This window comes from Ancylobacter sp. SL191, assembly GCF_026625645.1.
Taxonomy (GTDB): Bacteria; Pseudomonadota; Alphaproteobacteria; order Rhizobiales; family Xanthobacteraceae; genus Ancylobacter.
The window spans coordinates 438,108-462,586 of the sequence record NZ_CP113056.1; the positions used below are offsets into that span (position 1 = coordinate 438,108).

General features: G+C 58.9%; 17 protein-coding genes. 10 read left to right on the top strand and 7 right to left on the bottom strand.

What is annotated here, in order from left to right; genetic code table 11:
- Positions 1-3 precede the first annotated feature (3 nt).
- Positions 4-744 carry a hypothetical protein gene (locus tag OU996_RS01990; protein WP_267584006.1) on the top strand — a complete coding sequence of 247 codons (741 nt, stop codon included), beginning with the start codon at positions 4-6 and terminating at the stop codon, positions 742-744.
- 605 nt (positions 745-1,349) lie between these two features.
- Positions 1,350-2,411 (top strand): hypothetical protein, encoded by a 1,062-nt coding sequence (locus tag OU996_RS01995; protein ID WP_267584007.1) that lies wholly within the window; start codon positions 1,350-1,352, stop codon positions 2,409-2,411.
- A 117-nt stretch (positions 2,412-2,528) separates the two neighbouring features.
- Here the strand turns inward: OU996_RS01995 and OU996_RS02000 are convergent, their stop codons facing one another.
- The 6 genes from OU996_RS02000 to OU996_RS02025 form a co-directional block, all read right to left on the bottom strand.
- Positions 2,529-2,915 (bottom strand): Ivy family c-type lysozyme inhibitor, encoded by a 387-nt coding sequence (locus OU996_RS02000; RefSeq protein WP_267584008.1) that lies wholly within the window; start codon positions 2,913-2,915, stop codon positions 2,529-2,531.
- Positions 2,916-3,659: 744 nt separating this feature from the next.
- Positions 3,660-4,697: a hypothetical protein gene (locus OU996_RS02005; RefSeq protein ID WP_267584009.1), complete on the bottom strand. Its 1,038-nt coding sequence runs from the start codon at positions 4,695-4,697 to the stop codon at positions 3,660-3,662.
- A 17-nt stretch (positions 4,698-4,714) separates the two neighbouring features.
- The gene (locus OU996_RS02010; protein WP_267584010.1) at positions 4,715-6,970 is read right to left on the bottom strand and encodes a S8 family serine peptidase; all 2,256 of its coding nucleotides are present in this window, start codon (positions 6,968-6,970) and stop codon (positions 4,715-4,717) included.
- A gap of 44 nt (positions 6,971-7,014) precedes the next feature.
- A complete protein-coding gene (locus OU996_RS02015; RefSeq protein ID WP_267584011.1) occupies positions 7,015-7,704 on the bottom strand; it encodes an N-acetylmuramoyl-L-alanine amidase in 690 nt (229 codons plus the stop codon).
- Between the two features lie 498 nt (positions 7,705-8,202).
- Complete coding sequence (locus OU996_RS02020; RefSeq protein ID WP_267584012.1) at positions 8,203-11,094, bottom strand: N-acetylmuramoyl-L-alanine amidase; 2,892 nt, start codon at positions 11,092-11,094, stop codon at positions 8,203-8,205.
- A 32-nt stretch (positions 11,095-11,126) separates the two neighbouring features.
- Positions 11,127-11,831: a hypothetical protein gene (locus OU996_RS02025; RefSeq protein WP_267584013.1), complete on the bottom strand. Its 705-nt coding sequence runs from the start codon at positions 11,829-11,831 to the stop codon at positions 11,127-11,129.
- A gap of 851 nt (positions 11,832-12,682) precedes the next feature.
- Between OU996_RS02025 and OU996_RS02030 the strand changes: the two genes are divergently transcribed.
- The 6 genes from OU996_RS02030 to OU996_RS02055 all read left to right on the top strand — a co-directional run bounded on the left by OU996_RS02030 (position 12,683) and on the right by OU996_RS02055 (position 20,200).
- Positions 12,683-13,171 carry a hypothetical protein gene (locus tag OU996_RS02030; protein WP_267584014.1) on the top strand — a complete coding sequence of 163 codons (489 nt, stop codon included), beginning with the start codon at positions 12,683-12,685 and terminating at the stop codon, positions 13,169-13,171.
- Between the two features lie 49 nt (positions 13,172-13,220).
- The gene (locus OU996_RS02035) at positions 13,221-14,000 is read left to right on the top strand and encodes a S1 family peptidase (RefSeq protein WP_267584015.1); all 780 of its coding nucleotides are present in this window, start codon (positions 13,221-13,223) and stop codon (positions 13,998-14,000) included.
- Positions 13,993-16,155: a S8 family serine peptidase gene (locus tag OU996_RS02040; RefSeq protein ID WP_267584016.1), complete on the top strand. Its 2,163-nt coding sequence runs from the start codon at positions 13,993-13,995 to the stop codon at positions 16,153-16,155. The genes OU996_RS02035 and OU996_RS02040 overlap by 8 nt, the downstream gene beginning before the upstream one ends.
- 171 nt (positions 16,156-16,326) lie before the next feature.
- Positions 16,327-17,595, top strand: a complete 1,269-nt coding sequence (locus OU996_RS02045; RefSeq protein ID WP_267584017.1) for an endonuclease/exonuclease/phosphatase family protein — start codon at positions 16,327-16,329, stop codon at positions 17,593-17,595.
- A gap of 277 nt (positions 17,596-17,872) precedes the next feature.
- Positions 17,873-18,478: an ArdC family protein gene (locus tag OU996_RS02050; RefSeq protein WP_324290721.1), complete on the top strand. Its 606-nt coding sequence runs from the start codon at positions 17,873-17,875 to the stop codon at positions 18,476-18,478.
- 171 nt (positions 18,479-18,649) lie between these two features.
- Positions 18,650-20,200, top strand: coding sequence for a hypothetical protein (locus OU996_RS02055; RefSeq protein WP_267584018.1), 1,551 nt, complete (start codon positions 18,650-18,652; stop codon positions 20,198-20,200).
- A gap of 257 nt (positions 20,201-20,457) precedes the next feature.
- Here OU996_RS02055 and OU996_RS02060 read toward each other — a convergent pair whose 3' ends face one another.
- Positions 20,458-21,513, bottom strand: a complete 1,056-nt coding sequence (locus OU996_RS02060; protein WP_267584019.1) for a hypothetical protein — start codon at positions 21,511-21,513, stop codon at positions 20,458-20,460.
- Positions 21,514-22,349: 836 nt separating this feature from the next.
- Here OU996_RS02060 and OU996_RS02065 point away from each other — a divergent pair.
- Both OU996_RS02065 and OU996_RS02070 read left to right on the top strand, forming a co-directional pair.
- Positions 22,350-22,781 carry a hypothetical protein gene (locus OU996_RS02065; protein WP_267584020.1) on the top strand — a complete coding sequence of 144 codons (432 nt, stop codon included), beginning with the start codon at positions 22,350-22,352 and terminating at the stop codon, positions 22,779-22,781.
- A gap of 910 nt (positions 22,782-23,691) precedes the next feature.
- The gene (locus tag OU996_RS02070; protein WP_267584021.1) at positions 23,692-23,877 is read left to right on the top strand and encodes a LexA family protein; all 186 of its coding nucleotides are present in this window, start codon (positions 23,692-23,694) and stop codon (positions 23,875-23,877) included.
- Positions 23,878-24,479 lie beyond the last annotated feature (602 nt).

The window sequence follows — 24,479 nt, forward strand, 5'->3', positions numbered from 1 at the left end:
GTCATGACGGGAAAAATCGGCACGCGCTATGGCAAGCACCACGATCTGGCGAAGCGGCCTAAACCTGCGCCCATAACGACTTGCTACATTTGCGGTGAGCCGCTGGGGGACCGCCCCACTAACCGAGATCACATTCCGCCGGATCAAATCCTACCCGCATCGATACGGCGCAAGTACGCTATAAACTTCGTGACGAGAAAGGTGCATCTGGCCTGCAATGACTCGTTCAAGCTAGACGAAGAATACTTCGTGCATTGCCTCATCCCCTTCGCCCCAGGTACCGAGGCTGGCGATGCCATTTGGCGAAAAGCCGTCACCGAATACAGAGCGGGCAAGAACCGACCTCTGGTGAACCTCGTTTTGTCGCAGGCCAAAGAACGGGTCGGGGACGTTTATTTGCCGCCCGACAAAGTGGCGCTTGATTACGATCTTGATCGCTTTGAACGGGTCGTCTCCAAGATCGTGAGGGGGCTGTACTTTTGCGAGACCGAAACTGTTATCGATCCGTCGACATCAATGACGGTGTTCGTAATTCCGCCCGGCAACGACCCACCGGATCATTACAAGGAAATGCTCAAGCACCCAGCCGAGAGCAAGGGCAATCATCAAGGGGTGTTTGCATATTGGTACGTGGCGTTCGATAGCGGGGTGCATTATTGGGCGCTGCTGCTATGGGACAAGGTCATCATAACGGCTATTTTCAAGGTCGACCCGCCCCCTGCCGCCGACGCAACCGAGCCGTGAGGGCCGCGTGATCCCCCGTGGCAATCAAGGCTGTCAGATAGCCCGCCGACCGCCAATTGTGGGGCGCCGAGCGGACTCTGGGTGGGGTGCATCGTCAGACGGAAGCCACGTTGTGGTCGCGGAATTCGTGCCGTCTATGCAAGGATAACACGCGACTCGGCTGGTCAAGAAAGTGGTCAATGTACCTGCATTACAAACCATTCCGAAACTTCCTACGAAAGTTCTCGCTAGAGTCGAGCATGCCGCTTATATGGAACTACTACCAGCACTTAAGTGCAAAACTTCCGTTGCCAACTGGTGCACAAATTACAAACAGCATGGGCGTAGCTCTTCCTGTAGCGAATTTTATACATAAATGGGACTTAGCGCTCCTAGCAAGAGAGTGCATTCTCAATTCTCAGGGGTCATCAATTATGCGATGGCCTGATATCCATACATCCATAAATTTCATTCGCGACATCGAGGATTCATCGACTAGGTTGTACGGCTTCGAGCAGACCGTTTTTCGTGACCTTCATCCTCTACTGCACAGTCAATTTCCTTGGCAACACCCCCCTAGTAGCCGCAGCTTCCACAGGTATCGTCGAATATTCGGAAACGAGGCGATGGATGCCATTGTCGAGCGCGAAACAGGTTTGCCGGTCTCGCAGCAGTATAAGCTAGGCTTAGCGATAGCGGGACATTTCCTCCGGGAATACGGCATGTCTACGGCGCAGGATTATACTCGTCTCGGCATATCAAAGGAATCGTCTGCGGCATTTTATCAGAGAATATCCGTCGATATCGCTCCACTAAGGCAACAGATAAAATCACTTCAATCATATGACGCGAGTTGGCGATATGCATTCAATCCGCTGCAAGTTACCCCACTAATTCGATTTGACGCGACCCATCCCGAGCGGGTCATATGCCCTATTCCAGACTACCTATTGCGTCGAGTGTCAGAGTCACTTTTCTACGATATTGCAGGAGCGCAGGACATCGGGAATGCTTACGGCGCCTCCTTTGAAACATATGTCGGGGAGGTGCTGCATGCTATATTCAGCGATAATTCGTATATAATAGATGCGGAGCGAGAGTATTACGACGGCAAGAACCGGAAGGACGGGGTAGACTGGCGCCTATCGGACGCTTCTGCGACGATATTTATCGAATGCAAGACTAAACGATTGAGACATGATGCGAAGTTCATGACCGCCCCGGCCGCTCTTGGCGAGGATCTGGACAACATGGCGAAATATATCGTCCAGCATTACAACAATATAATCGATGCCCTAGACGGTAAAACACATTGGATTCCGGATGGCAAACCGATATTTCCGTTGATTATAACGCTTGAGAACTGGTGGATAATTTTACCAGACACTATCGCCGCACTGAAAACACGAATTCTAGCTCGACTCACTGAAGCACAAATCAATCCTAAGATATTGGATGACCTTCCGTGTACGATCATGTCTATCGCCGAATTTGAAATTTCATCCCAAGTCATGAAGCAGACGGGACTTCTAGAATATTTCCGAAATAAGGTATCTAAGTATATCGATTATGACATAACGGGCTTTCAGAATCACTGCTTTCCCGATCAGGTTCGCGCGGTGGACAAGCGGATATTCGCGGATGATTTTTCCGAGCTAATGAAACTATCCCCTAGGTCACCCCAATGATGCCGGAGCGGGTAGAATCTCATCGCTCAATCACGGGCCCGCAACATCCTTTCGGAGGACACCCCGTGGTATCTTGCGACCATGTTTGCGACCGCCAACCCAATTGTCGCGGTATCCCTAAAACGCGCTGGCGAGCGCCTGGAGTTGGGCTGCATTTGGCCCACCGAAGACGCGAGCCCCGTTTGGCGTCATCAACACTCCATAAGCCCGGGTGCTGTCGGGGCTGAATAGAACCTGCATATGGTTGTCACTGCAATTATGTGGCTGGCATATCGAAAACACTTCGAACCGAAGGCCACGCGCGACAACTGTCACTGAGGGCGCGGTCACACCGTTGTCGAGCCAAGGCTCGGTCTTGCGCAGCGCGGCAATCATCCGATTGAAGGCGCTGCGGTACGGGTCTGTCTTAACGACATTGAAAAGATACCGCCCCTCTTCGGCCATCGCTGGCACTGCCGACAAAACGAAACTTGCGGCGCAAAGACCGGCGAGAATTAAGCGCACGAAAAGCCCCTATCATCCGTTCCCCGGCGTCACGATTGAAAGCGCGCCGTTCAGTCTCAGCGTCTCTAGCCCGTATGGCAAGCCACAATGCCACTAGGCGGCAAAAAGCCCGCTGACCGCCATTTCCGGGGCCGCGTAAGCGTCTATCGCGCTCCAAGCTTGCTTTTCAGGAACGAACGGACTGACCATCAGATGATGCCGGCTCGTCCAAGCTCGCTTGCCAGCTTGGCGACGAACACCACGGCGAAAATCCAGAAGGTAAACGAGCGGCGACCACAAGAGACGCCTATGCAGCGCTCTCGGATTGAAATCATCGAAATTCTCGTACCGCTGAACGGTAAAATTCGGTTCATGGTCGTCATACTGCTTTGGAGAAAGAAAGACTATCTCCCAAAATTAGGACATATACAATCCAGATAATAGATCCGACGATCGAAACCATCCAAAACTGCCTCTCCACCTTGCTCTAAGACTTCAAGCCATACAACAGCTTCTCCATGCCATTTATCCTCAGAAATCGCTTCGCGATCGCGGAACCCAGCACGTCACGAGTCCGGTCCACGTAACGCGAAATCTCCTCGACCTCCTGTTCGGTCCCCAGGACGATGCAGCCCTCGGTGATGGCCTCCCCCGCATCGACGGAGTAGGCGACCTTTCGCAGCCATCGCCCACCCAGGCGAGACCCTCTCGGAGGTCGTTCCCCAATCGCTCCTCGCGGCAGTTGACGCACATCTGCCCCCCCGTTCAAACGAGCGCGGACAGGATTGGGGCGAACCGGGCCGCGACCTTCGCGAAACCCGCATCGGTGGGGTGGAGCTCATCCGCCCAGTCGTCGACGTTGGGCAGGGCGCCTCGAATGTCCGCATGATAGGCATGTCGGAACACGCCTCCGTCGTTGTTGCCGCCGCAAAGATGCTTCTGCATCTCGTTGAGGCGATCGATCATCCGCGCGACGATCTCCCTCTGCAGCACTGCATCGGCGATGCCCAGGCGCCCGAGGGGACCCGCCAGCCATTCGTCCCGATTCGCCCAAAGCGGATCCCTGGGATCGTCCTGGGCGAGCGCCGGAATCGCCCGATCGTAGCCGTGGCACACGACCGAAATCCTGTCGCCGAACTCACGCCCGACCGTCTCGAAAAGCTGGCGATAGTTGCGCTCGACGGCGGCCAGGCGTTCGTTGAAGGCGTCCGTGGAGACGTACCAGCTTGCGGGACGACCCGGCTCGAAGCGGCGAACGACCTTCTCGATGACGGACCGACCGTCCGGATCCGAGCCGACTATGTCGTTGCCGGCGCCCGAGAACATGAATATCTTCGGCACTGCGTTGCGACGGATCGCCTCCAGGTACTCCCGTTCGGTCGCGAGCATGTTCTGAACCGTGTCACCGGCGGCGGCGACGGACCAGACGAGATAGCGGTCGTCGACCTGGTCCACGACGTCCGACAGCATGATCGGGAACTCGAACCACGAGTCGCCTTCCGCCGTCACCAGCGGAAGCTTCTCCCCGAACGCGCGCCGCCTATCGAACCTCAACTGCCGCCTGAGCCGGGAGACGCCATTGGCCCAGTTCATCGCGAACGCGCCCTGTACCCGGAACTCGTCGATGGGTTCTAGCACGACCTTGTCGCGATCGATCTGGAGAACCGGTGCGAAAGGTCGGGAACGCCTGCGATCGCCGATGAAATAGCGCCGGAGCTCGACGTCGGGGATGGTCGGGTCCGCGAGCTTCTCTTCGAGTTCCCGAAACGTGATCGGGGTCGGCGCCTCGTCGGAAGCGGACATCTGCGGGGTTCCCGTCGTCATGTCGGGGCGAGTTCCGAATCGAGGTCGCCAGTGACGACCAAGGCGAAGTCTTGGGGCTGCTTGAGCAGGTTAGTGGCAACAATCTGGAAGAGCCAAGTGCCGGGCTTCGGATCGTCGACCCTCACGATCTCCACGTTGTTGTCCACATCCGGAAGCCCGATCGAGTGGCGCATTCGATCGTTGCCGATGAATTTGCGGCGATCCGGCGACTCGACGAACAGGTTCAGATTATTTTGAAGGCCGCGGCCGGGCGCGTCGGTGTAGGCTAGGCAGATGCGCAGTTGGCGCTGGCCAGACTTGACTTCGAGGGCGTAGCGACGCCGCTCGCCTGTCCGTGTGAAGCGACCCTTTCCTTCTCCAAGGGTGTCGACGAACGACAGCGCGAATGTCGGGGCGGTCGGGTGGGGGATCGTTGACGGCATATCCACGCAACCGAAGCCCTGGTCGAAGTTGGCAGGATGGAGCACGCCGGGAAGGTTACTCGCGTTGGCGTCCGCTCCAGACAGGCGCCGGGTCCCATTAACGATCGTTGCGCGCACCAGCGCCGATGAGGAACCGTGCTCGTGAGCCTCCCTGTAGAACTGGCGCGTTGCCGCTGCACAACCCGCCACCAGCGGTGCGGCCATGCTGGTCCCGCCCATGAATGCGTAGCGAGGGTTCGCCTGGTAGGCTCCCCAGAATGCGTTCAGAGGAGCCTTAGCCGATCGGCATGACAGAATGTCGGTGCCGGGCGCCACGACATCTGGCTTAATGCGGCGGTCGTCTGAGGGACCGCGACTTGAGAACGCGGCGAGGCATTCCGGGTTGCCTGAGATGCGTTCCTGCGCGATCGGCGGGTCGGGGAAATCCCGTCCCCATACATTTCCCCAGGTCATTGCGCTGTAGCCGCCTGCCGTTCGGTCGCTTCGGCTTGCTCCGACGGTGAGCGCATTCTTGGCGGTTCCAGGCGCTCCGATCGACAACCAGTCGACGAAGCCGACCTCGGCGTTGAGCCGGCCTGCAGCCTGGCCTTCGTTGCCCGCGGCGAAGACCACGAGCATGTCGGGGCGCTTCGCGGCGAACTCGTCGACCTCGCTCGAACTGATCGTATACGTCGATGCGGTACTCGCCCCCCAGCTGTTATTGTGGACGCGGGCGCCGAGTTGATAGGCTTCTTCGAACAGGTCAGCGAGGTGGATTGGCAGGCCGCCCAGGCCGCCCCTAGAGTCGAGCAGGGACTGGAACACGATCTCGGCGCGCGGTGCCGTCCCGCACAGGGCACCACTGGACGCTTGGCCGTCGCCGGAACAGGAACCCGCGACGTGGGTGCCGTGCCCGTTGGGATCGTCCGCCGTAGACCGACCGCGTGCAATCACGTGCTTTAGGCGCCCGACGAAGTCCGGGTGCGTATCGTCAATGCCGGTGTCGGCAATGCCCACGATCTCCCCGCTACCGTCGTACGGCATCCGAACCGCGCCGCCCTGACCGGCCAGACCGATCAGTCGGCGGGCATGGTCATTCCATAGTTTCGGCGGGTGGAATTCCTCCAGCCGAGCCACGCCGACCAGGGCTGCGATCTCGCCCAGCAGCGGGGAGTTCTCAAGCGCGTAGAAGCGGATCTTCCGCTCTGCTGAACCGGCGATAGCAACCTTATGCTCATCCAGCCAATCGATCACCTCCGGAACATCGTCGGTTCGGTGCAGGAGCAAGTCGAAGGTGAGCATGCGCACCTCCGACGGCATAAACGGGGGCGGCGGTGCCAGCATGTCCGCCTGGGTGTCCTTGGTCGGGACCGTCTGCATGCCGTCGTACATAATCGCTTGGGCGACGAACGGCAGCGATCGAACGGACTTTACCTGCTCCGGCTGGAGCCGCGCCGTGTAGAAGCCGTTGCCTTGCGCCTCCAACAGTTCGACCTCGATCCCACCGAGCTGCTGCCGGTATTCCTCCAGGAATGGTCCGGGGATCTCGATCAGAAAGACATTGGGCTTGGAGAAATCGATTTCGCGGGATGGCGCGAAGGTGCGGTCCGAGAAGACTGTCGATCGGGGGCGCCCTTGGACGCGGGTCCCGAGGCCAGGGGTCTCCGGTTCACTACGCGACTCCGCATCGATGGGCTGGACGATCAACCCCTGCGTCCGTAGCTCGACTATCTGGTTGTCGTCCGCTTCGCCTATAACGAAGCCCTCGGTGACGACTGGTCGCGAGAGGATGCGCTCGGCCTCGTTCCGCTCCCCCTCATGCATGAAATGGGCAATGACGCGCTTGCGCATGGCTCAAACTCCAGTACCGGACCGGCGTTGGCGGTTTTCCGATGTCAACCCACGGGGACGGCAACGAATCGCTGGAATGCCGCGACGACCGCTTGCGCCAGGGCATCCTTGCGTTCGGCCCCGCGCTCGGCGTCCGCACGGTTGTCGCCGAAGAAGGGCTCGATCAGGACGCCGGGCATCCTCGGCGCGTTGACGCTCTCCCCGCCGCGTTCGCCGGGGCGCCTGAGCAGGATGCCCCGGTCACGCAAGCCAAGCGCATCCAGCATGGAGCGCTGCATGACGCGCGCAAAGGCCTCCGCCCGGGGGACCAGCCCATAAAGCGTTTCCGTGCCGTGACCGGCTCCGCCGGACGCGTTGAAGTGAAGTTCGCAGACGGCGTCGGCGCGCCAGTCGTTCACCTGCGCATAGGCGCCCGCGATGCCGATGCCGTCCCGGAAGAACGTGCGGCTCGCGATGCCCGAGGCCTGGCAGATGGCCGCGATCCGCTGGGCGAGGTCCTTGTTCCAAGGATACTCCGACATGTTGATCGGAGGTCCCGCGACCGCACCCGCCGCGATCCGCGTGTGGCCGACGACAATAGCAAGCCGAGGCCCCGTCGCCAGGGGAGACATTTCCGGATCGGAATGCGGCAAAGCCTCTCTTGGACTGGCGCGGTCGATCGCGTCGTCCGCCTCTTCCTGATGCGCCCGCAGCGCCTCGAAAGCCTCAAGTCGTTGCTCGTCCCCTTCGCTCATACGCCCCTCCCGGATTGAGTGAAACACGGTTGCTTCGCGACTTCTCGCCGATTTCGATCATTCCTTGTGATTCAGTTCAGTCAAGTTAAGCGGGGCTTCATACCGTGTCTCGACCGCAATCTTATTTTGCCGAACAAGCAACGGCGTCCTGAGTGTTAGGACGATCCGTAACTGGTCTGGCCCTCGCCTCAGTAAAGCGCGAAACGACGCAATCTGCACGCGAAATTTCCAGCTGACGTTGGGCGATCGAGAGCCGGCGTGCGCAGGCAGCACGAGGTGCTGCCTGCGGCCGGTTCGGCTTGCCCTGCGGAGCGCGCTGTCAGGACCAATGCTGTATCCTGAGCAGCGCCTCGGGGCGACGCACCTTGATGTTGCGCGCGGGCGCCGAGATTGAAGAAATGGTAAGCCGCGCATGCGCGGACGCGCGCCGCTACCGGGACGGATCGCTTATCTCAGCAATGTCGGGCCTCGAGTTGGCGAAGACGCGGCGCCCCTACCTCAGACGACCCCCATCTCGATCAGCAGGGCGCAGGCGTCGCCATACCATTTGGCCGCCCGGTCGAGATGGTCGCCGGTGACCTTCAGCCCCCAGGGATTTGCGTCGGTCGAGCGTAGGCCCCCGGAGTTGTAGGCGGCGGCGACGAGGATCGGGTCGAAACCCGTCTTCCTCAGCCTCACGCGGATCTCGGCCGCGCCGATGTCGATGTTGGCGGGATACCCATAGAGCGGGTTGGCGGCCGGCGGGGGCATCGGCCGATCGCGATAATGCGGGGCCACGACGAACGGATCGTAGGCCAATCCGAACCTGGTCCCATGATCCCTGATGACCCATCGCGCGGTTGTGGCCAGCGTCTGCATGGGTCCGGCAGAGTAGTCCCCGTCGTCGGGCGGGTTCACGTCCCGGTTCTCGACGTGCGGTTCCCAGCGAAAGCTCCTCGGTCCGGTGAAGCCGTGCCTTGCGTGGACGTGGCTCTCCGTGGCGATCGTCGTCAGCACGAGGGCAGGTGGCAGCCCATGCTTGGCGCTCGCGTCGAGCACCTCGCGGCCCATCAGGTCCATGATCGATCGCATCGTCCTGAGGCTTTCCTCCCAGCGCGGCCGGGAGACGACGCCGGCGTCGCGGATCGCGATGCCGCGGGCGTCGAAGAGCCATTCCCTGCGTCCTCCCTCGAAGCGATGCCATTCGCTCGGCTCGATCTCGACGAAGGCCTCGGGCTGAAGCGCATCGCCGGCCCGCGCGGCGGTCGCGAGGGGGGACTGGGGGTAGTCGGCCGCGACGGCGACCCGTTCGTGGTCAAGACGGATCGCCGTCGCGGCCAGGTCGAGCAGCAATTGCGACGGGTTTCGAAGCGGCGCCGGTCTCGGATCGGCCTTCATCCAGCGCTTGTTCGCCGTCACGCCCGTCGCGTAGGCCTCGAAGTGCAGCATGTCGAGGCGGCCCACGAGCCCGATCTGCTGGCCGGCCCTCACGTTCGAGCCCAAGGCCAGTCCGAGTGTCCTGAGCGAATGGGGCTCCACCTCGCCGTAGTTCGCGACATAGCCTTCATGGGCAACGAGCAGCGCGTTGGTGCCCTCGTAGAAATCGTAGAAATTGACGATCCTGCCCTCCTCGATCGCAACGACGGGGTCGCCTTGCGAGCAGAAGAGATCGAGGCCGACGTGATACCGGCCACCGGCGCGATCAGCCAGGAAGCGGCGTCCGCTCCTCGCCCCGGAAACGCCGCCGTTCGCCAGCAGCGTGTTCACCTCCATCGCCTGCGGGTGACGCGTGATCAGCGGCCAGTATCTCGTCAAGGCGGCGGAGCGGGCGAACAGGACAGGGTCCGCCTCGGGGATCGGCCGCGCCTGCGCGGTCGCGGCCGCCTCCAGGGCGTGCGCCTCGAAGTGGCGATCTATTTCGAGCATGACGTCGTCGCGCGCCGCGGCTGCGATCCCCGAACCTGCGGAGGCGCTTGCCCGGGCGGGGCGGGCGGGCACGGCCATGCGCCTGCGGTGGGCGGCCACGAGTTCCGTGAACTCCCTCCAGCGGTCGGAGCCCGAACGGAGGACGCGGGGACAGTTCTTTCCCGTCCAGTCGAAATGCTGCTTCAGCCCGGCCGGCACGGCGATCCCGAGCTGGGTCGTCAGCTCCGCGCAGAGCTGGGCCGCCCGATCGTAGGCGAGCGCCTCGACCATATCCGGGTTCATGCAGATCTCGATGGCGACGCTGGAGGCGTTGGCCGGACCGGCGTGGTAGCCCATCTCGTTGACGGGAAGGTGCTGGTAGATCGACTGGTCGTCGACGGTGAAATGCCAGGATACCTGCCGACGGACCGCATCTGCGCCGCGTATGTAGCGGTTATGGGCCTTGGCGCCTGCGCCCGGTGACGTGTTGTCGGTGTTGTGGATCGTGATGCTCGTCGCGCGGATGCGCGTACCGGGTCGCGTCGGGAAACCCACCGGGAGGAAATCCTGGATAACGGCCGGCCCGGTGGCGAGCGGCTCGGCGCGAACGTCCCGATCGGCGGCCATTGCCTCGAAAGCGAGCGCCGGGCCGCGGCGACGCTTCGCGCTGGCTCGCTTGCCGCGCGGAGCCTCCCCGTCACCGGACGTGGCCCCGTCGAAGCGACGCTGGTCGGGCAGGGGCAACTCGGCGTCGCCGTCGCGGCCTCGCTCGCCGGACGTGCGCACCTGCGCGTCGGCAAGTCCGACCCGCGCCGGCCACCGGGTCGGATGCAGCATGTATCCGCAGCAAAGCAGCGATTGCCTCGAACTCCGGATGACGCCGCGATCCGTCCGGCGCCCGCCGTCGAGCCTCGCGGGACCCTTCCCCGCGAAGAAGGCCCAGCGATAGCCGAGGCCCGCATCCGGCGAGTTCCGGCCCTGGGCGGAGAAGTACTTGAAGCCGACCACCTTGGGGGAGAACGACGACAGGTCGTCCCCCTTCTCGTCCAGGTAGGAGAGGAAGACGCAGGCGTGCCCGCTGCCCGATTCCCGATTGAAGTTCATGAAGTCGCCGGGACGGAGGTCCGCGAACGGCACGACGCGCCCGATCCCGAAACGCTCCAGAGCGTGCGCCGTGCCGTTCGACCCGGTTCCGGCATACATGAAGACGTGGGCGCGGATGGAGGTAGGCGTCCCGCTCCGCCAGGAGGCGGCCGGCAGCTTCGTGAACGGGGCCTTGTCCCGGCTGGTACCGTACCAGCCCTGCATGGCCTCGACGATCACCTCCATCGCGGCGGCGACGCACATGGTCAGCGGAACGTGGTTCGCCGGGATCACCTCTCCGTCGCCGTAGACGAGGTCGTGGGTGAAATAGCTGCCGATGTCATACCCGCGCCCTCCATGGTCCCGGAAAAGCCGGTCGCCCGCGGCGAGGATGTCGTCGTTGAAGCCATCGCTGCGGATCATGGAAATCTGCCCCCGGACGCGTCGACGCGCCTTCAGTTGAACCTGCCTCGTTCCTTGTCGGCAATGGCGGCGCCAGAGATCAGCCGATTGCGCTCGTTGCCCCAGGCCTGGATCATCTCCGTCCGAACCGCGTCCAGGAACGCCAGCCCCTGAAGGTCTCGCAACGCCGGCGCACCGGGAGCCTTCGCGAGTTCCTCGCGCGTTGTCGAGGCGATCCGGGCATACGTGAAGGCCCGGGTCGCGGCGTCGCTCTCAGCGCCCGGTGGCCCGCAAACGCCCCCGATGGGAGCGCGCGAGCTGACGGTGGCCGTGCGGATCGTGACCCCGTCCCGGAAAAGGAAGCAGTAGGGCTCCTGCGAGCTCCCGCCCAGGACGCTCTTGGGCTCGATGACGAAACCGGAGACGGCGAACTGGGCGTTTGAGGCTCTCCAGATCCTCGCCTCGACGTGACGAGCGCACGCGACCATCGAGGAGGCACGGGCATCCCTGCAGGCCGTGACCGTCCAACGCGCGAGGCGGGCGGCGTCCGGCAGAAGCAGCGTGACGGCCGCCGACGCGCCGAGCTCGGTGTATCGACACCTGAGCGTATCGATACCGGTCCAGTTCGCCAGTGTCACGGGCGCACAGTCCCCTCTCATGTACTGGCCGCTCGCGAGGCGGGTGGCGAACCTCGCCTGGGTTTGCGCCAGCAGGGACGCGTCCGTCTGCGCAGCGGCGGCGGTGGTCAGGGCCAGCATGAGCGGCACGCCCATCAACCACCACTGCCTTGGCCGACGCATGGGTAACTCCAAGTTGTAGCGGAAGTCGCAGGTGCAGGCTCTCACAGCCCACTCGAAATATCAACAAGTCGAATCGGGGCGCAGAAGTGCGCGTGCGCGTTCGGAACTTTGGCGTCTACGCCAACGGTAAATGTTCCGGCCAGTCTAACGCAGAGGCAATAACACAACCTCATCGTTCGGGTGCTTGAGGATGGGCGCCGGCGGCGGCGTGTGCTGCCGGCTGCGGAGCGCGGGAACGCGGGAACGCGGGAACGCGGGAACGCGGAGTCAACCAACGCTGAGGGAAGCGGCCACAGGAAAAGAACTGCACCTTCCAAAATGGATAGGGCATTGGCGTTATTAGTACATATAAATAATCATTAAATATAATTGAATGTTCCGGTAACAACGTATTATCGCTTTTTCTTGATCAATTTTATATCAAATTTCTAATCGTCTCAATATCTATACTTTTTTCTCATTATAGATTTTATAAAAATCGATTATCCATAATTTATTTCACGATTTAAAATATTATATGATGACTTAGACGCATAATTAGCTCGCCGCACTCAATCATCTCAAAGGTTGGAGAGGTATTGTGCGAATGAACATGTTTGCGCCTGTGAGATATTCGAGGGCAGAAACACTGGCTCGCAAGGCGGACGAACAGGCCTTTACAACCGAGCAGCGGTTACGGTTTCATTCCGGCTTAAAGGCCGCCGGGTTTGAAGGATCCATTCCGTAGGACTTTTGATCGGCAACCATTTGGCCTTGCACCAGTTGCGGTATCTCCATATTCTGCCCTAGTTTTCGGGGGAGAGGGTAACATGCGGCGTCATGTTGTTTTACTTGGCTTTACGTCGTTATTTTTAAGTGCCTGCGCTTCGGTCGATGTCCGTCCCGTGACAAGCCCGAACCAGGCGGGCATCAGGTACTGGCGCCCCGAAGTGTTGCTAGCCCTGCAGGAAACGAAAGATAAAGAAGGCCGCGTCAGTTGCGACGTCAAAACGTTTACACTTCCTGACAAAAGCGAAGAATACGCCATAACGACCAACGCTGGCATGGGTACGGCTAAATCCACGCCGACTCTATACGAAGGATGGCGGCTGGACGGGCTGCAGTCCGACATCGATTCCAAAGCCGCCGATAATATTACTGCCGTGGCAAGTCTCCTGAAAGCCTTGCCTCTGTCTCCGACCGTCAGCAGCTCGGGAAACACGAAGACCGCGCCATCGTCAAAATGCGAAGGCGTCTTTCGTATCGAGTACGATTCCGCAGGTCAGGTTCTTCGATTCCGGCGGATCGAAATCATTTAGTCAAATCGCGCTATTTCTGTTCTATCTATAGCAATGATGGAGGACTGCCATGCATTTCTCAAAGTGCGTTATAGGCATTGCGCTGGCCGCCGCGGCCGTGATGGGGCATTTCACTCCAGCGTTTGCATTCGAAATGATAGAGCCCGAAGATAAACCAGCATCCGTGCAGGTAATAGGCGGACAACCGGCATCCAACAGCGAATGGCCGGCGACACTCTACTTTACGACCCCAGACGGCGCCTGCACGAGTACGGTTGTCGGGCCACGAGCCGTGATCACGGCCGCGCACTGCGTGGACGACGGACAAACCGGGACAATCCGTTTGAATGGTAGAACCGCAGGCGTTCGCTGCGAACATCATCCGGGTTACGCCGCGAACCACCAACTCGATGTTGCGATGTGTCTGGCTGCGGAAGACCTGACGCTGCCGAACGGGGCGCGGTTCGAGCGCCTCAATAATGATCCGCAACAGCCCGCAATTAGGAGCGGCGTCGTGCTGCTTGGTTATGGCTGCCGGCGTGTCGGAGGTGGAGGAGCCACCGGCTCCTTGTACGTTGGAGATACGACGGTCGACAACTTCTCCGCAGATTACATCGTAACGAAAGGCGTGGCAGCGCTTTGCTTTGGTGACAGCGGCGGAAGCGCCTATCTGAAGACGTCCTTGCGTAGGCGCATCATCGGGATCAATTCCCGCGGCGACATTTCGGAAACGTCGTATCTTACCAATGTCGCGTCTCCGTCCGTCATCTCGTTTGTCGGAGATTGGTCGAAAGGCAAGAACGCGCCGGTATGTGGGGTGGGCGCGCAGGCGGGTATCTGCCGTGATTGATAGCAAGCGATACCTATACGCGTTAATGGCCGTTTCGGCGGTCAATGCCATGGGGGATGCGCATGCCGACGTCCTGGTACGCAGAACCAAACAAGCATCGCCTGAGCTTGTGCGAACCATAGCGGAAGTCGGCCGCGAAGAACAAACCCTGCTGCCGGCGGGCGCGTCGATCCTCGAGGCCGTCAGGTCTCGCTGTAACACCATCGACACAACCTATCTTGGCATTTTGACCCAAAAAAATCCGACGTTGATCGGCAAGTCTCTGTCAAAGCCTATGGACGGAGACCTCACCCTCACCTTTCCGGCATGTGCACGAGCCCCCGAAGCAGGCCCTCAGCAAGTGCCTGAGGGAGCGACGCTCGGAAAACTCGCGCTAGACCACGGAATCTCGTTCCCCATATCCGGCCGGCCGGTATTCCTCTCCAATTTCATCTCGCTCGACCCCGCGGCCGAGGGAGGCGCCCTTGCCGTCGAGGCAAAAGCCCGCCCTGCTGGAGAGGGTCCGGCATTCGATTTTGTGTTGGTGCAAGCGGCAGACGGGATTGGCGCAAATGGTGAAAAGAGACCGGTCAATAAAAAGGACGTCCTATTAGGTGTCGATAATGCCATCTCTTTCGTCCAGCTGAACGATGGCGCCAACCCCGACCGGCTAAAGGCCGGGTCCGTAATCCAGCTTCCTGGGACTTTGCCGGTGTGGTCGGAGTTGCCGCTCGCAGCTGGAATTTCCAAAGAGGCGGCTCTCTCGCGGATCGCGATGGCATTGGCGAGCGATGGCTCCCCACCGAATAATGTGACGGTATCCCCGGCCGCATCCCTGGTTACGCCGAACAACGACTATACCTGCGCTGTTGAATCCTCGTCGCAATGGCCGTTCGACAAGGAAGCAGTGCTTAACCAGCTGGCTGTCAACAAGACCCGGTATCCGGACGGTCAATTCGTTTCGCAGACCATCCTCGTCGCCGATACGGGCTTCGACTTCGTCGACGGTACGGGAATTCAGTTTCCGAAGACGGCACTGAGGAAGCTGGTCCCCTTTCCGGCTGCCGCAGGAAGCGACCCAGGCGCCATGACCGGCCCGCTGTCCGTCGACGGGATCAATCTCACGGCCAGAAGGAATTCGCCGCAGACGAGTACGGCCGATACCTACCGTTTCCACGGCGTCGGAGTAGCAGGCGTCGCCATCGGAGGGCGCACGTTTGAGGCCGAACGGCAGTTGATGTCCTCTCCTATCGGCCTCGGCTTCGCTAGCGTTACCTCGCCAAGCGATGGCCATATCAGCCCGACTGTGCTTTCGGACGCGCTCAGCTACATAATAAAGGACCGTCAGATATCGGTCATGAACGCCAGTTTCACGATCAATGGCCGCATCCCAGGCGTCGAACAGCTTATAAAAGATGTGGCATCTCGCGTCGTTCTCGTCGTCGCGGCGGGGAACGCAAACAATGAGCTTGGAAGCACCGAGTCCTGGCCTGCGATGTTCGGCGGAGATCCCGGCAATGCAGCAGGCGGTATTGTAATTACCGTAGCAGCTCATGATCGCGACGGGACCAAATCGCCGTTCAGTTCTTGGAGCGCGGACCGCGTCGACCTTCTGGCTCCGGGCTGCGGTATCCCGTCCTATTCGTCCAACGGCACCGCCGTCATGGACTCCGATTGGGCCGGCACCTCATTTTCTGCGCCGCTCGTGAGCTTCGTCGCTGCCTGGCTGGGGGCCTACAACCTCAATACAAGAGAGATAAAGGCGCGGATGATCTCGTCGGTAGACGCCAGCGACGCATTGGACGACGTCTCTTATTCGCGCGGGACGCTCAACATCCCTCGTGCCCTTGCATTTGGGTTCAACCGGTATGACGTGATTGTCGGCGGCAAAAAGAAGACCATCCTATCAAAGGACAACAAAGAAAACGGCATTGTCAAATTATGTGGAAAGGAATTCTATCTCTCCTCTCTGAGCAAAGTCGCAAAAGGCACTGCGACACTCCATGTGTGGCCCAAGAATCCCGATAAAGAACATCCTGAGATGATGAAACGATTGCCTCTTTGCAATCGGAAAACCGACGATGCATTTTCTCTCAATGTAACCGACTTCCGCACCGGCGAAATAGCAGAGGTGTCCCTCGACAATTTGATCGACTTCACATCGGCTTCCCGTTGAGGTGGCAATCGTATTTCGATTGACACAGAAATATGCTCGCCTGAAACAGGTAATTATTTTTCCTCTGGTGGTGAAATCGTATCTACTTGATTGCGAGAACCGGCGAGTCGGAAGTATCGTTCGACTGTAGGTGTTATCCTTGGCTTCAATCCGGAGCTGGAGTTGCGCGGTATGTTTCGTTGGATCACTCGTTTTGCACTTGTGCTGCTCGGGGCGGCTTCCGCCGACGCGCGAGAGGCCACCGTCGCGACATGGAATCTCGGATGGCACTTGTCGCAGGATCAGGCGGCGACGTGGATCGCGAAGTGCAGTGCGCCCTTTGCGAAAAACGCTCAAACGGGCCTTTGGGAACCCGCAGCGGCGGGAACGCCGGGATGGGAGCTCAAATGGGGCCGCGATGCCCCGATCTTATGGGATATCGGCAATTGGCCACCCTGCGATGTGTTTCAGTCCAATTTTGACGTGGTCCCCGTCACCGCAGCCGCCTATGAAAAACGCGCCGATCAGGTACGCTTGCTGCTTGCCGATAAAGTTAAGGCCGACATCATCGCGTTTCAGGAAGTCAGCGGCGAGCAGGCGATCCGCGATGTTTTGCCGGACGGCGGCAAGGATTATCTCGTCTGGTCGTTCGACGGCTTTAAAATTCAACGCCTTGGCTTCGCCTGGCGCAAGGAGCTCGGCCCTGCGAGCCTCTGCGCCGAAGAAACGACCATCAGCCTTCCGCAATTCGCTCCCAAGGATCAGGTGCGGCCAGGGCTTTCACTTGGGCTGACGATCGGCGGCAAAAAACTGCGGCTGCTGAACGTTCACTTGAAATCGTCCTGCGTCACGCCGGTCGAGGCTGAACCCGGAAATCCCCGCGGAGCTCTGGCCGGCGACGATCCGGCTTGCCAGGTACTGCAGCAGCAGGTCTCGCCGCTCGAAGCGTGGATAGAGACGGCCGGCGACGAATCCGACTACTTGATCATTCTCGGCGATTTCAATCGCGCAATTTGGCACGAGCTCCATCGAGACGAGCAGGTGCGCACCGATGGCTCCGACCCGGTGGGGCCGCTCGCGTCACCGGTCAGTGTCAATAGCCTGATCGAAGAAATAAACGATGGAAAGCCGGTCAGCAGTAAATTGACCGTTCTTGAAGAGCATTGCCCGCTCGATGCCTCTACACAAGCCGCATGCGTCACGGCCGAGAATCCTGAAGACAAGGCAGCTTGGCGGGCTTCGACGAAAACCCTGGCGGGAGTCAACAGCCTCGGTTGCCGTAACCCCGTCGGGCTCGACCACATCGTGCTTGGCCCCGGCCTCACCGCCGGACAAGCCGCCGTCAAGGTGCCCTTGGGTCGCCAGGGCCGTACGTTGCCGGCAAACCAGACGCATCCAAATCCGCTGCTTGCTCTTTCGGACCACTGCCCGCTCGCAGCCGTTGTCCATTTTCCGGACTAGAGCGACGTGTCTTCCGCCTTTGGCGCGATTCTTGGCGCAGCGGCTGGCAAGAGTGCGCGTTAAATTCGGCGATGCTATGCAGCAAGCCACGTCGTCTCCGACGGCGTCACGACGCCTCCGCCATGCGAAGTATGTGAACGGCGCGCGTCTCGATGACAGCGCGTATGGTCTGGAGAATACTGTGCGCAATCCCCTCTTCGGCAAAGGTTGCCAGGAGGCCGTCCGCTTCGCTCCGGATGCGTTCCGCTAATTGCGTTAGGTCCCCAGTCAATAGCCGTTGCGCGCCGCGCGTGTTGGCGAGCGGGCCATTCCGTTCCTGAAATCCTACACCCTGTTCAATGTCGCGCAGATTGAGGGACTACCCGACCGTGTCCAAACGCCTGCCGCACCGCCACCGAACCTCTTTGAACGCATCGGCCACGCCGAAACCTTCTTCACGGCCTGGGGCTCGGCCATCCGCCACGGCGGCAACCAAGCCTATTATAGCGGCGCATCCGATCATGTGCAGATGCCGCCCTTCGAAGCGTTCCGCGATGCCGAGAGCTATTACGCCACCCTCGCGCATGAACATATCCACTGGACCAAGCACGCCGACCGCCTTGACCGCGATTTCGGACGCAAGCGCTTTAGCGACGAATGCTACGCCCGCGAGGAACTGGTCGCCGAACTCGGCTCCGCCTTCCTCTACGCCGACCTGAACCTCACGCCCGAGCCCCGTGAGGACCATGCCAGCTATATCGCGAGCTGGCTCAAGGTCTTGAAGAACGACTCCCGCTTCATCATCAACGCCGCTGCCCATGCGCAGAAGGCCGCCGACTTCCTGCACCGTCTGCAGCCCGACGCCGCCAGCCCCGAGGCGGACGGGACCAGTTTAGCCGCGTGAGCCCAACGCTTTCCCAAACTCGTTCTTTCACCCGCCAAAGGAGACTACCCATGACCACCCAGACCATCACCATCCATCCGGTCCGCATTGAACTCGACATTCACGCATCGGGCATCTGGACAGGTACGGTGGATTGGCCCAGCTTGATGCCGAGGCGGGCGGGAAAAACGCATGCGGATCCAGCTGGACATGTTCGCGGTGGAGCTGGGAGCGGCGATATTGCTGCAGTTCGAGACACCGGACGGAGCCGTCCGTGTCCTAGCAGACGGCGGCGAAGCCAAGTATCACATAGACACGAAACTTGCGGACGCCATGGCGTCGTTCGACGGAAAGATTCCGAAAACCCATATCGACCTGATTGTCGGCACCCACTACGACGCCGACCACCTGGCCGGGCTGGTCGACATTGTCCAGAACAGCACGATCTCCATCGGCGAGGCCTGGCTACCACCAGTCGCCAACGACACCGAACCGAAGACAGGTCTCGCAGCGCCGGGCGACGCGCAACTGCTGGCGCTACAATTCGCCGGAGACGACGGCGAGAGGGTGCTGCGAGACTACCTCGCCAGCAAGGCCCGAACTTGCGCCCGGTTTGCGCAGGCGGAGCGGTGGGGCGACGAATTCCGTAGCCTGACAAGAGACGACGATGAAAGCGACATCGACAAGTTCGTTTCATGGACAATCGGACGCCCGGATGGCGACGTTCCGGACCTGGCTTTGTTCGAATGGCATCTCAGGGATGCGAGCCGAACCCTGGGCCGCGACACAGGCGACCACGCGGAAGCAGTATTCGACGATTTGCCCGAGCAGGAAGAAGACGCCGATCCCTTCTACCGCCGCCGGTGGGTGCAGAGCCCTGAAGCCTTGGCAAAGTCCTGGTCTGATTTCAGCGATCGCGCCGAAGTCGAGGCGCCAGCGCTGGCGCTGATCCGCGCTTCCGCCGCCAAGGATGCAATCAATGCGACCTCTCTTAAGGCCCTGGTGGACGCCCTGAAGAAAAGGCGCACGCCGATCGCCTGCCGTACCATTAAGGACGGGCAGCCCCGGCGATTCGTCTGGTCGAAGATTGACAGGCGCTTCCTGCCCGGAGCGCAGATCGCCTCGGACGGCCCGGAGCTGCTGCTACTGGGCCCATCCGACGGCCTCGTCAAAAAACACTGGAGGCGGCTCCCGATTGGCGACTATGTCATGAAGGTCGCCTACGCGGCGCTCCCAATCGAGCCGATCACCCCAAGCAACCAGTTAAGCTACATTATGCGGATGGATTTCGGAGAGGCGCGGATCCTGATCTCCGGCGATGCCGGCTGCGTAGACTTCAAGCCCTCTCCTCGCGCGGACTATCATCCGGAGCTTATAGCGGCGCTCTCGCCGCTCCATGTTATCCAGGTCGCACATCACGGTGGTCACAACGCCCACTTCTATCGCTGCCTCCTTGCGGCAGACTACCAGTCTCAGACCGCTCCATCCTACCTGCTGCTCTCCCACGGCACGTACGACAAGCACCGGCCATCAGCGGTCTTCGCCAAGTTCATTGAGACGGTTCGCAGGGACGGAGACGACGTGCAACTGCTCTTTACCTCTACCCCGGAAGCAGCGAAGGTGAAGGACTTCAAAGCGTTGTTCGCGCCCGTGGTAGGAACCGCCGCGCAGGCCGGCGATGTGAAACTGGTCTTCGATGGTAGCGCGTGGGCGGTCGCTGCTCACGCGGTCGAAGTTCCCTAAGCTTTCAATCCGTCACACTTGACCAAGTCGAGATGTCCGTCGCGCCAAGCGCGCAGCGCGGCCGGCTGACTACAGCTCGGCCGCCAAAAGCGTCGGATAGAAGCGATAGTGTTGATTTCCAATGAGATTGGACCCGTCTCACGGGGATTTTTCCATCGCGAACTGACCCCTGCTTTCACTGTCTCTCGCCATCAGCGCGGGAGACGTGGAGTGATCTACATGGAGTTATTGCGTCTTGCGGCGCTGGCAATAAGGGCTCACTTGATAAAGTCGCTCGGATTGACGTTTACGTTAAGTTTGAAAGCGTTGATTAGCCGAGAGATGGCACCCTCGCGAGGGCGGTATTTTATCGTGGCCCTCTGAGTCGTTCCTGACTCCGAGATTTCGTAACCAAATTCACCCTCCGCCACATAACCGGCATCGCTTAGTTCTTGGAGCATGTGGGGTAGATCGCTCGCATCTGTTAGCTCCGGCACTCCAAACGGGTGACCAATCACTGGGGCACGAGAAACGTGATTAAGAATGAGGTCTCGATCACCCACGCCTCGATCAATGACCGCGAGCGCTGTTTGATCAGGCGAAGGGTAAAAATATTGATAGATGTTGAGCCGCTCAAGAAGTTGCTTGACATCACCGATATCGCGGCCAGAGGATAATAGGCCCCAATCATCCTCTTGAAGTTCGTATAGAGGAATAGGGCAAACTCCCAAGGACCTGTCCGCAGCGATGTTATCGATCGCTAGTAGGTCTTGGAACGAAATGATGCCCTCTCCCTTGCCGGTGACGGCATTGAAGATTTTCTCCCAATCGAGTTGTGCGGACTGTTGCACAATCTCGAATATATGGGAAAGCGGCGGAATCTCGATGTGCTTGATGGCCTGAAAGATCGGTGCAAACGTTGGTCCCGCTACGCTCGCTATGTGCTCCTGCTGCTTCTCTGTAGGCTGAGATGCCATAGCAGACATGGTAGCCATCAAGCTTGGCACATCGACTTGGGCTTCCGCAGTAGTCTGAAACAGGCGCCGGGCAATATCTCCTAGATCAAACACCACAGGCCGCACGATCAGGACGTTGACATCGGGCATCGTCGCTTGGATGTCGACCTGCATCATCGCAGCGATGCGTGGATTGTGTTCGGCCGCAACGACGATGACCCTCTTTGCTGCGTCGTCGACGGCGATGACCAAGGCCGTGTGCTCCACACCAGAAACGCCTGTAATTGTTTGGTGTTCGCGAGGATCTGCGCCGAGCGCTCGGCTAAAGGACGACCAGATTGGAAAGTCGGCAGAGATGGCCAAGGCACGCTCCATCATGCGGGAGTCCGCGCGAGATATTGTTCTTTCAACACGGTAATGTACAGATTCTCATGTGAACAAAACGGGTACTTTGCACAGGGCTTACGATGGATTGACACGGTGTTAAAGAAAAGGTCGTGGTTACGGTCATAGCAGGTGGGATTCTCGCCGGCCTTGGCTGGATAGGAAGCAGCCTCCTGGAAAAGGATGAAAACATTACTGCCGAGATGGAATGGACTAACGTCGCCAATCCGCTTTTTGGAGTGGGTTATTGAAGGAAGGCGTGTCGAAATTAATAGCATAATGTTAATTTCCGTCGAGATCTGACCCAGACGTTCCATCGGCCAACGACCCAGGCTGGCTATTTGAAGAACGCTTACAATTAAGACGAGGGACAGTGCCAATATGGGTCAATACGCGATGGAAAAACCCTCACCTAAAGGGTCATATCTCGACGGAAATCAACAGCTACGCCATAAAGGCGTACATCGCTCCGGTCGCGCAGCGATCATTTCAGCCTATCGATGAGATCCGCTATAATTTCAAGCGGCCGGCTGAATTCAAGGATATGTTCGCCTGGACGCAGTATTTTGAACTCATGCGGGATTCGTTGCGCGCCTCCAACTATCCGCCGTTCAGCGTGTCAAAGAGCTTTAAGTCGCAGTTTTAACGTCGCCAGCTCCGCCGCCGAGCACCATGTTTACACTGCCGACTGAGACCTGATCCGTACCGTCAATCGATTGAGGCTCCACCCTGAGAGACGTTCGATAACCCGCAATTCGGTAATATAACCCCACTCTGAAACAATATTATGTACTGGTCTATTTCTAGGATCAAAATTGTTGGGGATGTGCATGATTAACCGGTTTTTAAATACCGTAATCAGTATTTCAGTTATCATTGCCGCTACTCACGGGCCTGTAGCCGAAGCAGCATCGTGTACCGTTGCTGATTTTTCCGCTGATCTATTCGTAGAACGATGGAACCAAGAAATCGCAAGCCTGACCATCGGAACTTGGCGTCTCGAGAAATACGGAGGCTTGGGATTTATTCGCCAAAATCTTGATGGTCCGGATCTTACGCTTTCCGTTCAAATAGACAAAAATCGATGTATAACCAAAATTCAAGTGACTTCGCGGCGAGACGGTGACGGCTTTGCTGCTCAAGTATCCTGGGTTAAAATAATTAAGATCACAAACCCTACAATTACGAATGATATCCGTAAGAATATCTATAGGATTTTGAACATGGACGAAGTCAATGCCGGAGGAGCTCACACTCATTAAAATATTACATATGAATTTTGGGAAGATAATGAAATAAACAAATTTGTGATACGCCCTGTAGATTAGTCGAATTTAGACATTATGAATGAAAATTCGTCGCTACGTATTTCGCCTGAGCTTGTATTGAATGATACGCTTAGAATCCAACACAACCCGATGCCTTCCGTTGCAGGTTTGAATACGAGCGTGAATGAGCCTGCCTCATCTCTAGGTATTTTATAAACAGGGCTGAAAGGAAACGTCTGCGTTCCAATTTTGTGATCAACATTTAATATATACTGATGGTTAGGTACGACGATGCCCGGCGTTCCCCCAGCGACCTGTTCGGCTGCAGTCACAACGAGATCGACTCCCTTGAAAATGGCGTCTGAATCTCCAGTATTTAAAAAAACAAAGTCGAGCGATAAAGCGCGATTCGTTTTGGATCCGGCAGGGGATGAAAAGTTCGCACCTTCCTCCCGTCAAATTTGCAGCTCATGGGGCTTTCGATAAAATAACCGTCGCTATCATTTGAGAGATTCAACGCAACAATTGTTGTCGTAGTAATTAAGTAGCCGCTGCAGCATAACATTATCTCTTTCCATAAACTTACTATGGCAGTTATTATTGTTACAATAACTATTAGAACAGCCACGACGGGGTTGTTTTTAATGCGGGCAAGCCAAAGATCGCTTAGCGATTTTTCTTCTTTGTCCTTAACTTGCATCGACGGTCCTCTGGAGGGTTGGAAATGACACATTAGATCATACAACCTACCTCAATCACGCCATTTACGTCACTGCGTTTCCATTCTCCCTTCCCTTATGGCTTTCGCCGACGCGTTCCAAGCCTCGATGGTTTTCCCAGAAAGGTGTTCAAATTCCGCGGCCGGGCCGCCTTCCTATCCCTGTAGGCGCGCGATCCGGCCGCAGTGCCACTGGTCGGCAGTTCCGCGCCCTGTGGCTTCCCCTCCCTGGCTAATGACCATCTGGACCGGCCGCTCGACTTTAACGAGCTGATGATCAAGCACCCCGCATTGACTGTTGCCGTGCGGATCGCTGGCGAAAGCATGATCAATGCCGGCCTGTTTACAGGCGACATCGCCATCTTCAGCTGACCGATCTCTGGGGTATCTCGCACAGGCTGACCATCCGGCTCGGGAAATTCGACGATCGGTTTTGGCTTGGGCCCTCGCTTTTGGACCGACTTCACCTTCAGACTATCAAGACCCCATCGCGATGGGCTTGTGGGTGAGTTTGCCTCCAACTTTCACCAGGTCGCCAGAGGACTTTGCTCTGTCTTTGGCTGGCCCGCCTTGGCCACCTCACGGCCAAGCGCGTCCAATCCTGGTGCGAGCGCCCCAGCGGCTCCGCGTAGTCGGCGAAGCTCAATGCCACTCGCGATTGAGATACTGTCCCAATCATAATCGCGGTGGCCTTTCGGCGCCGGCTGCTGAACGGCCAACAGGTGGAGGAGATAGGATTGGAGACTTCCGACGTCATCGGCAGACAGCACAGCGGAGGCGCGCTGCTGGCAGAATTTCACCAACATGCGCGCGAAGTTGGAACGGGGCATCGTGGATTACTCAGGCACGTTTGGAGGCCAGTCCTTAGAGGGGACGGCCGTTTGGCAAATCCGGCTGCGCCGGAGAAGAAGCCAATGGTGGTGTCGCTCCCGACGGCTAACCTCTGCGCGTATCCTCCGCGACCACGAGTCGAT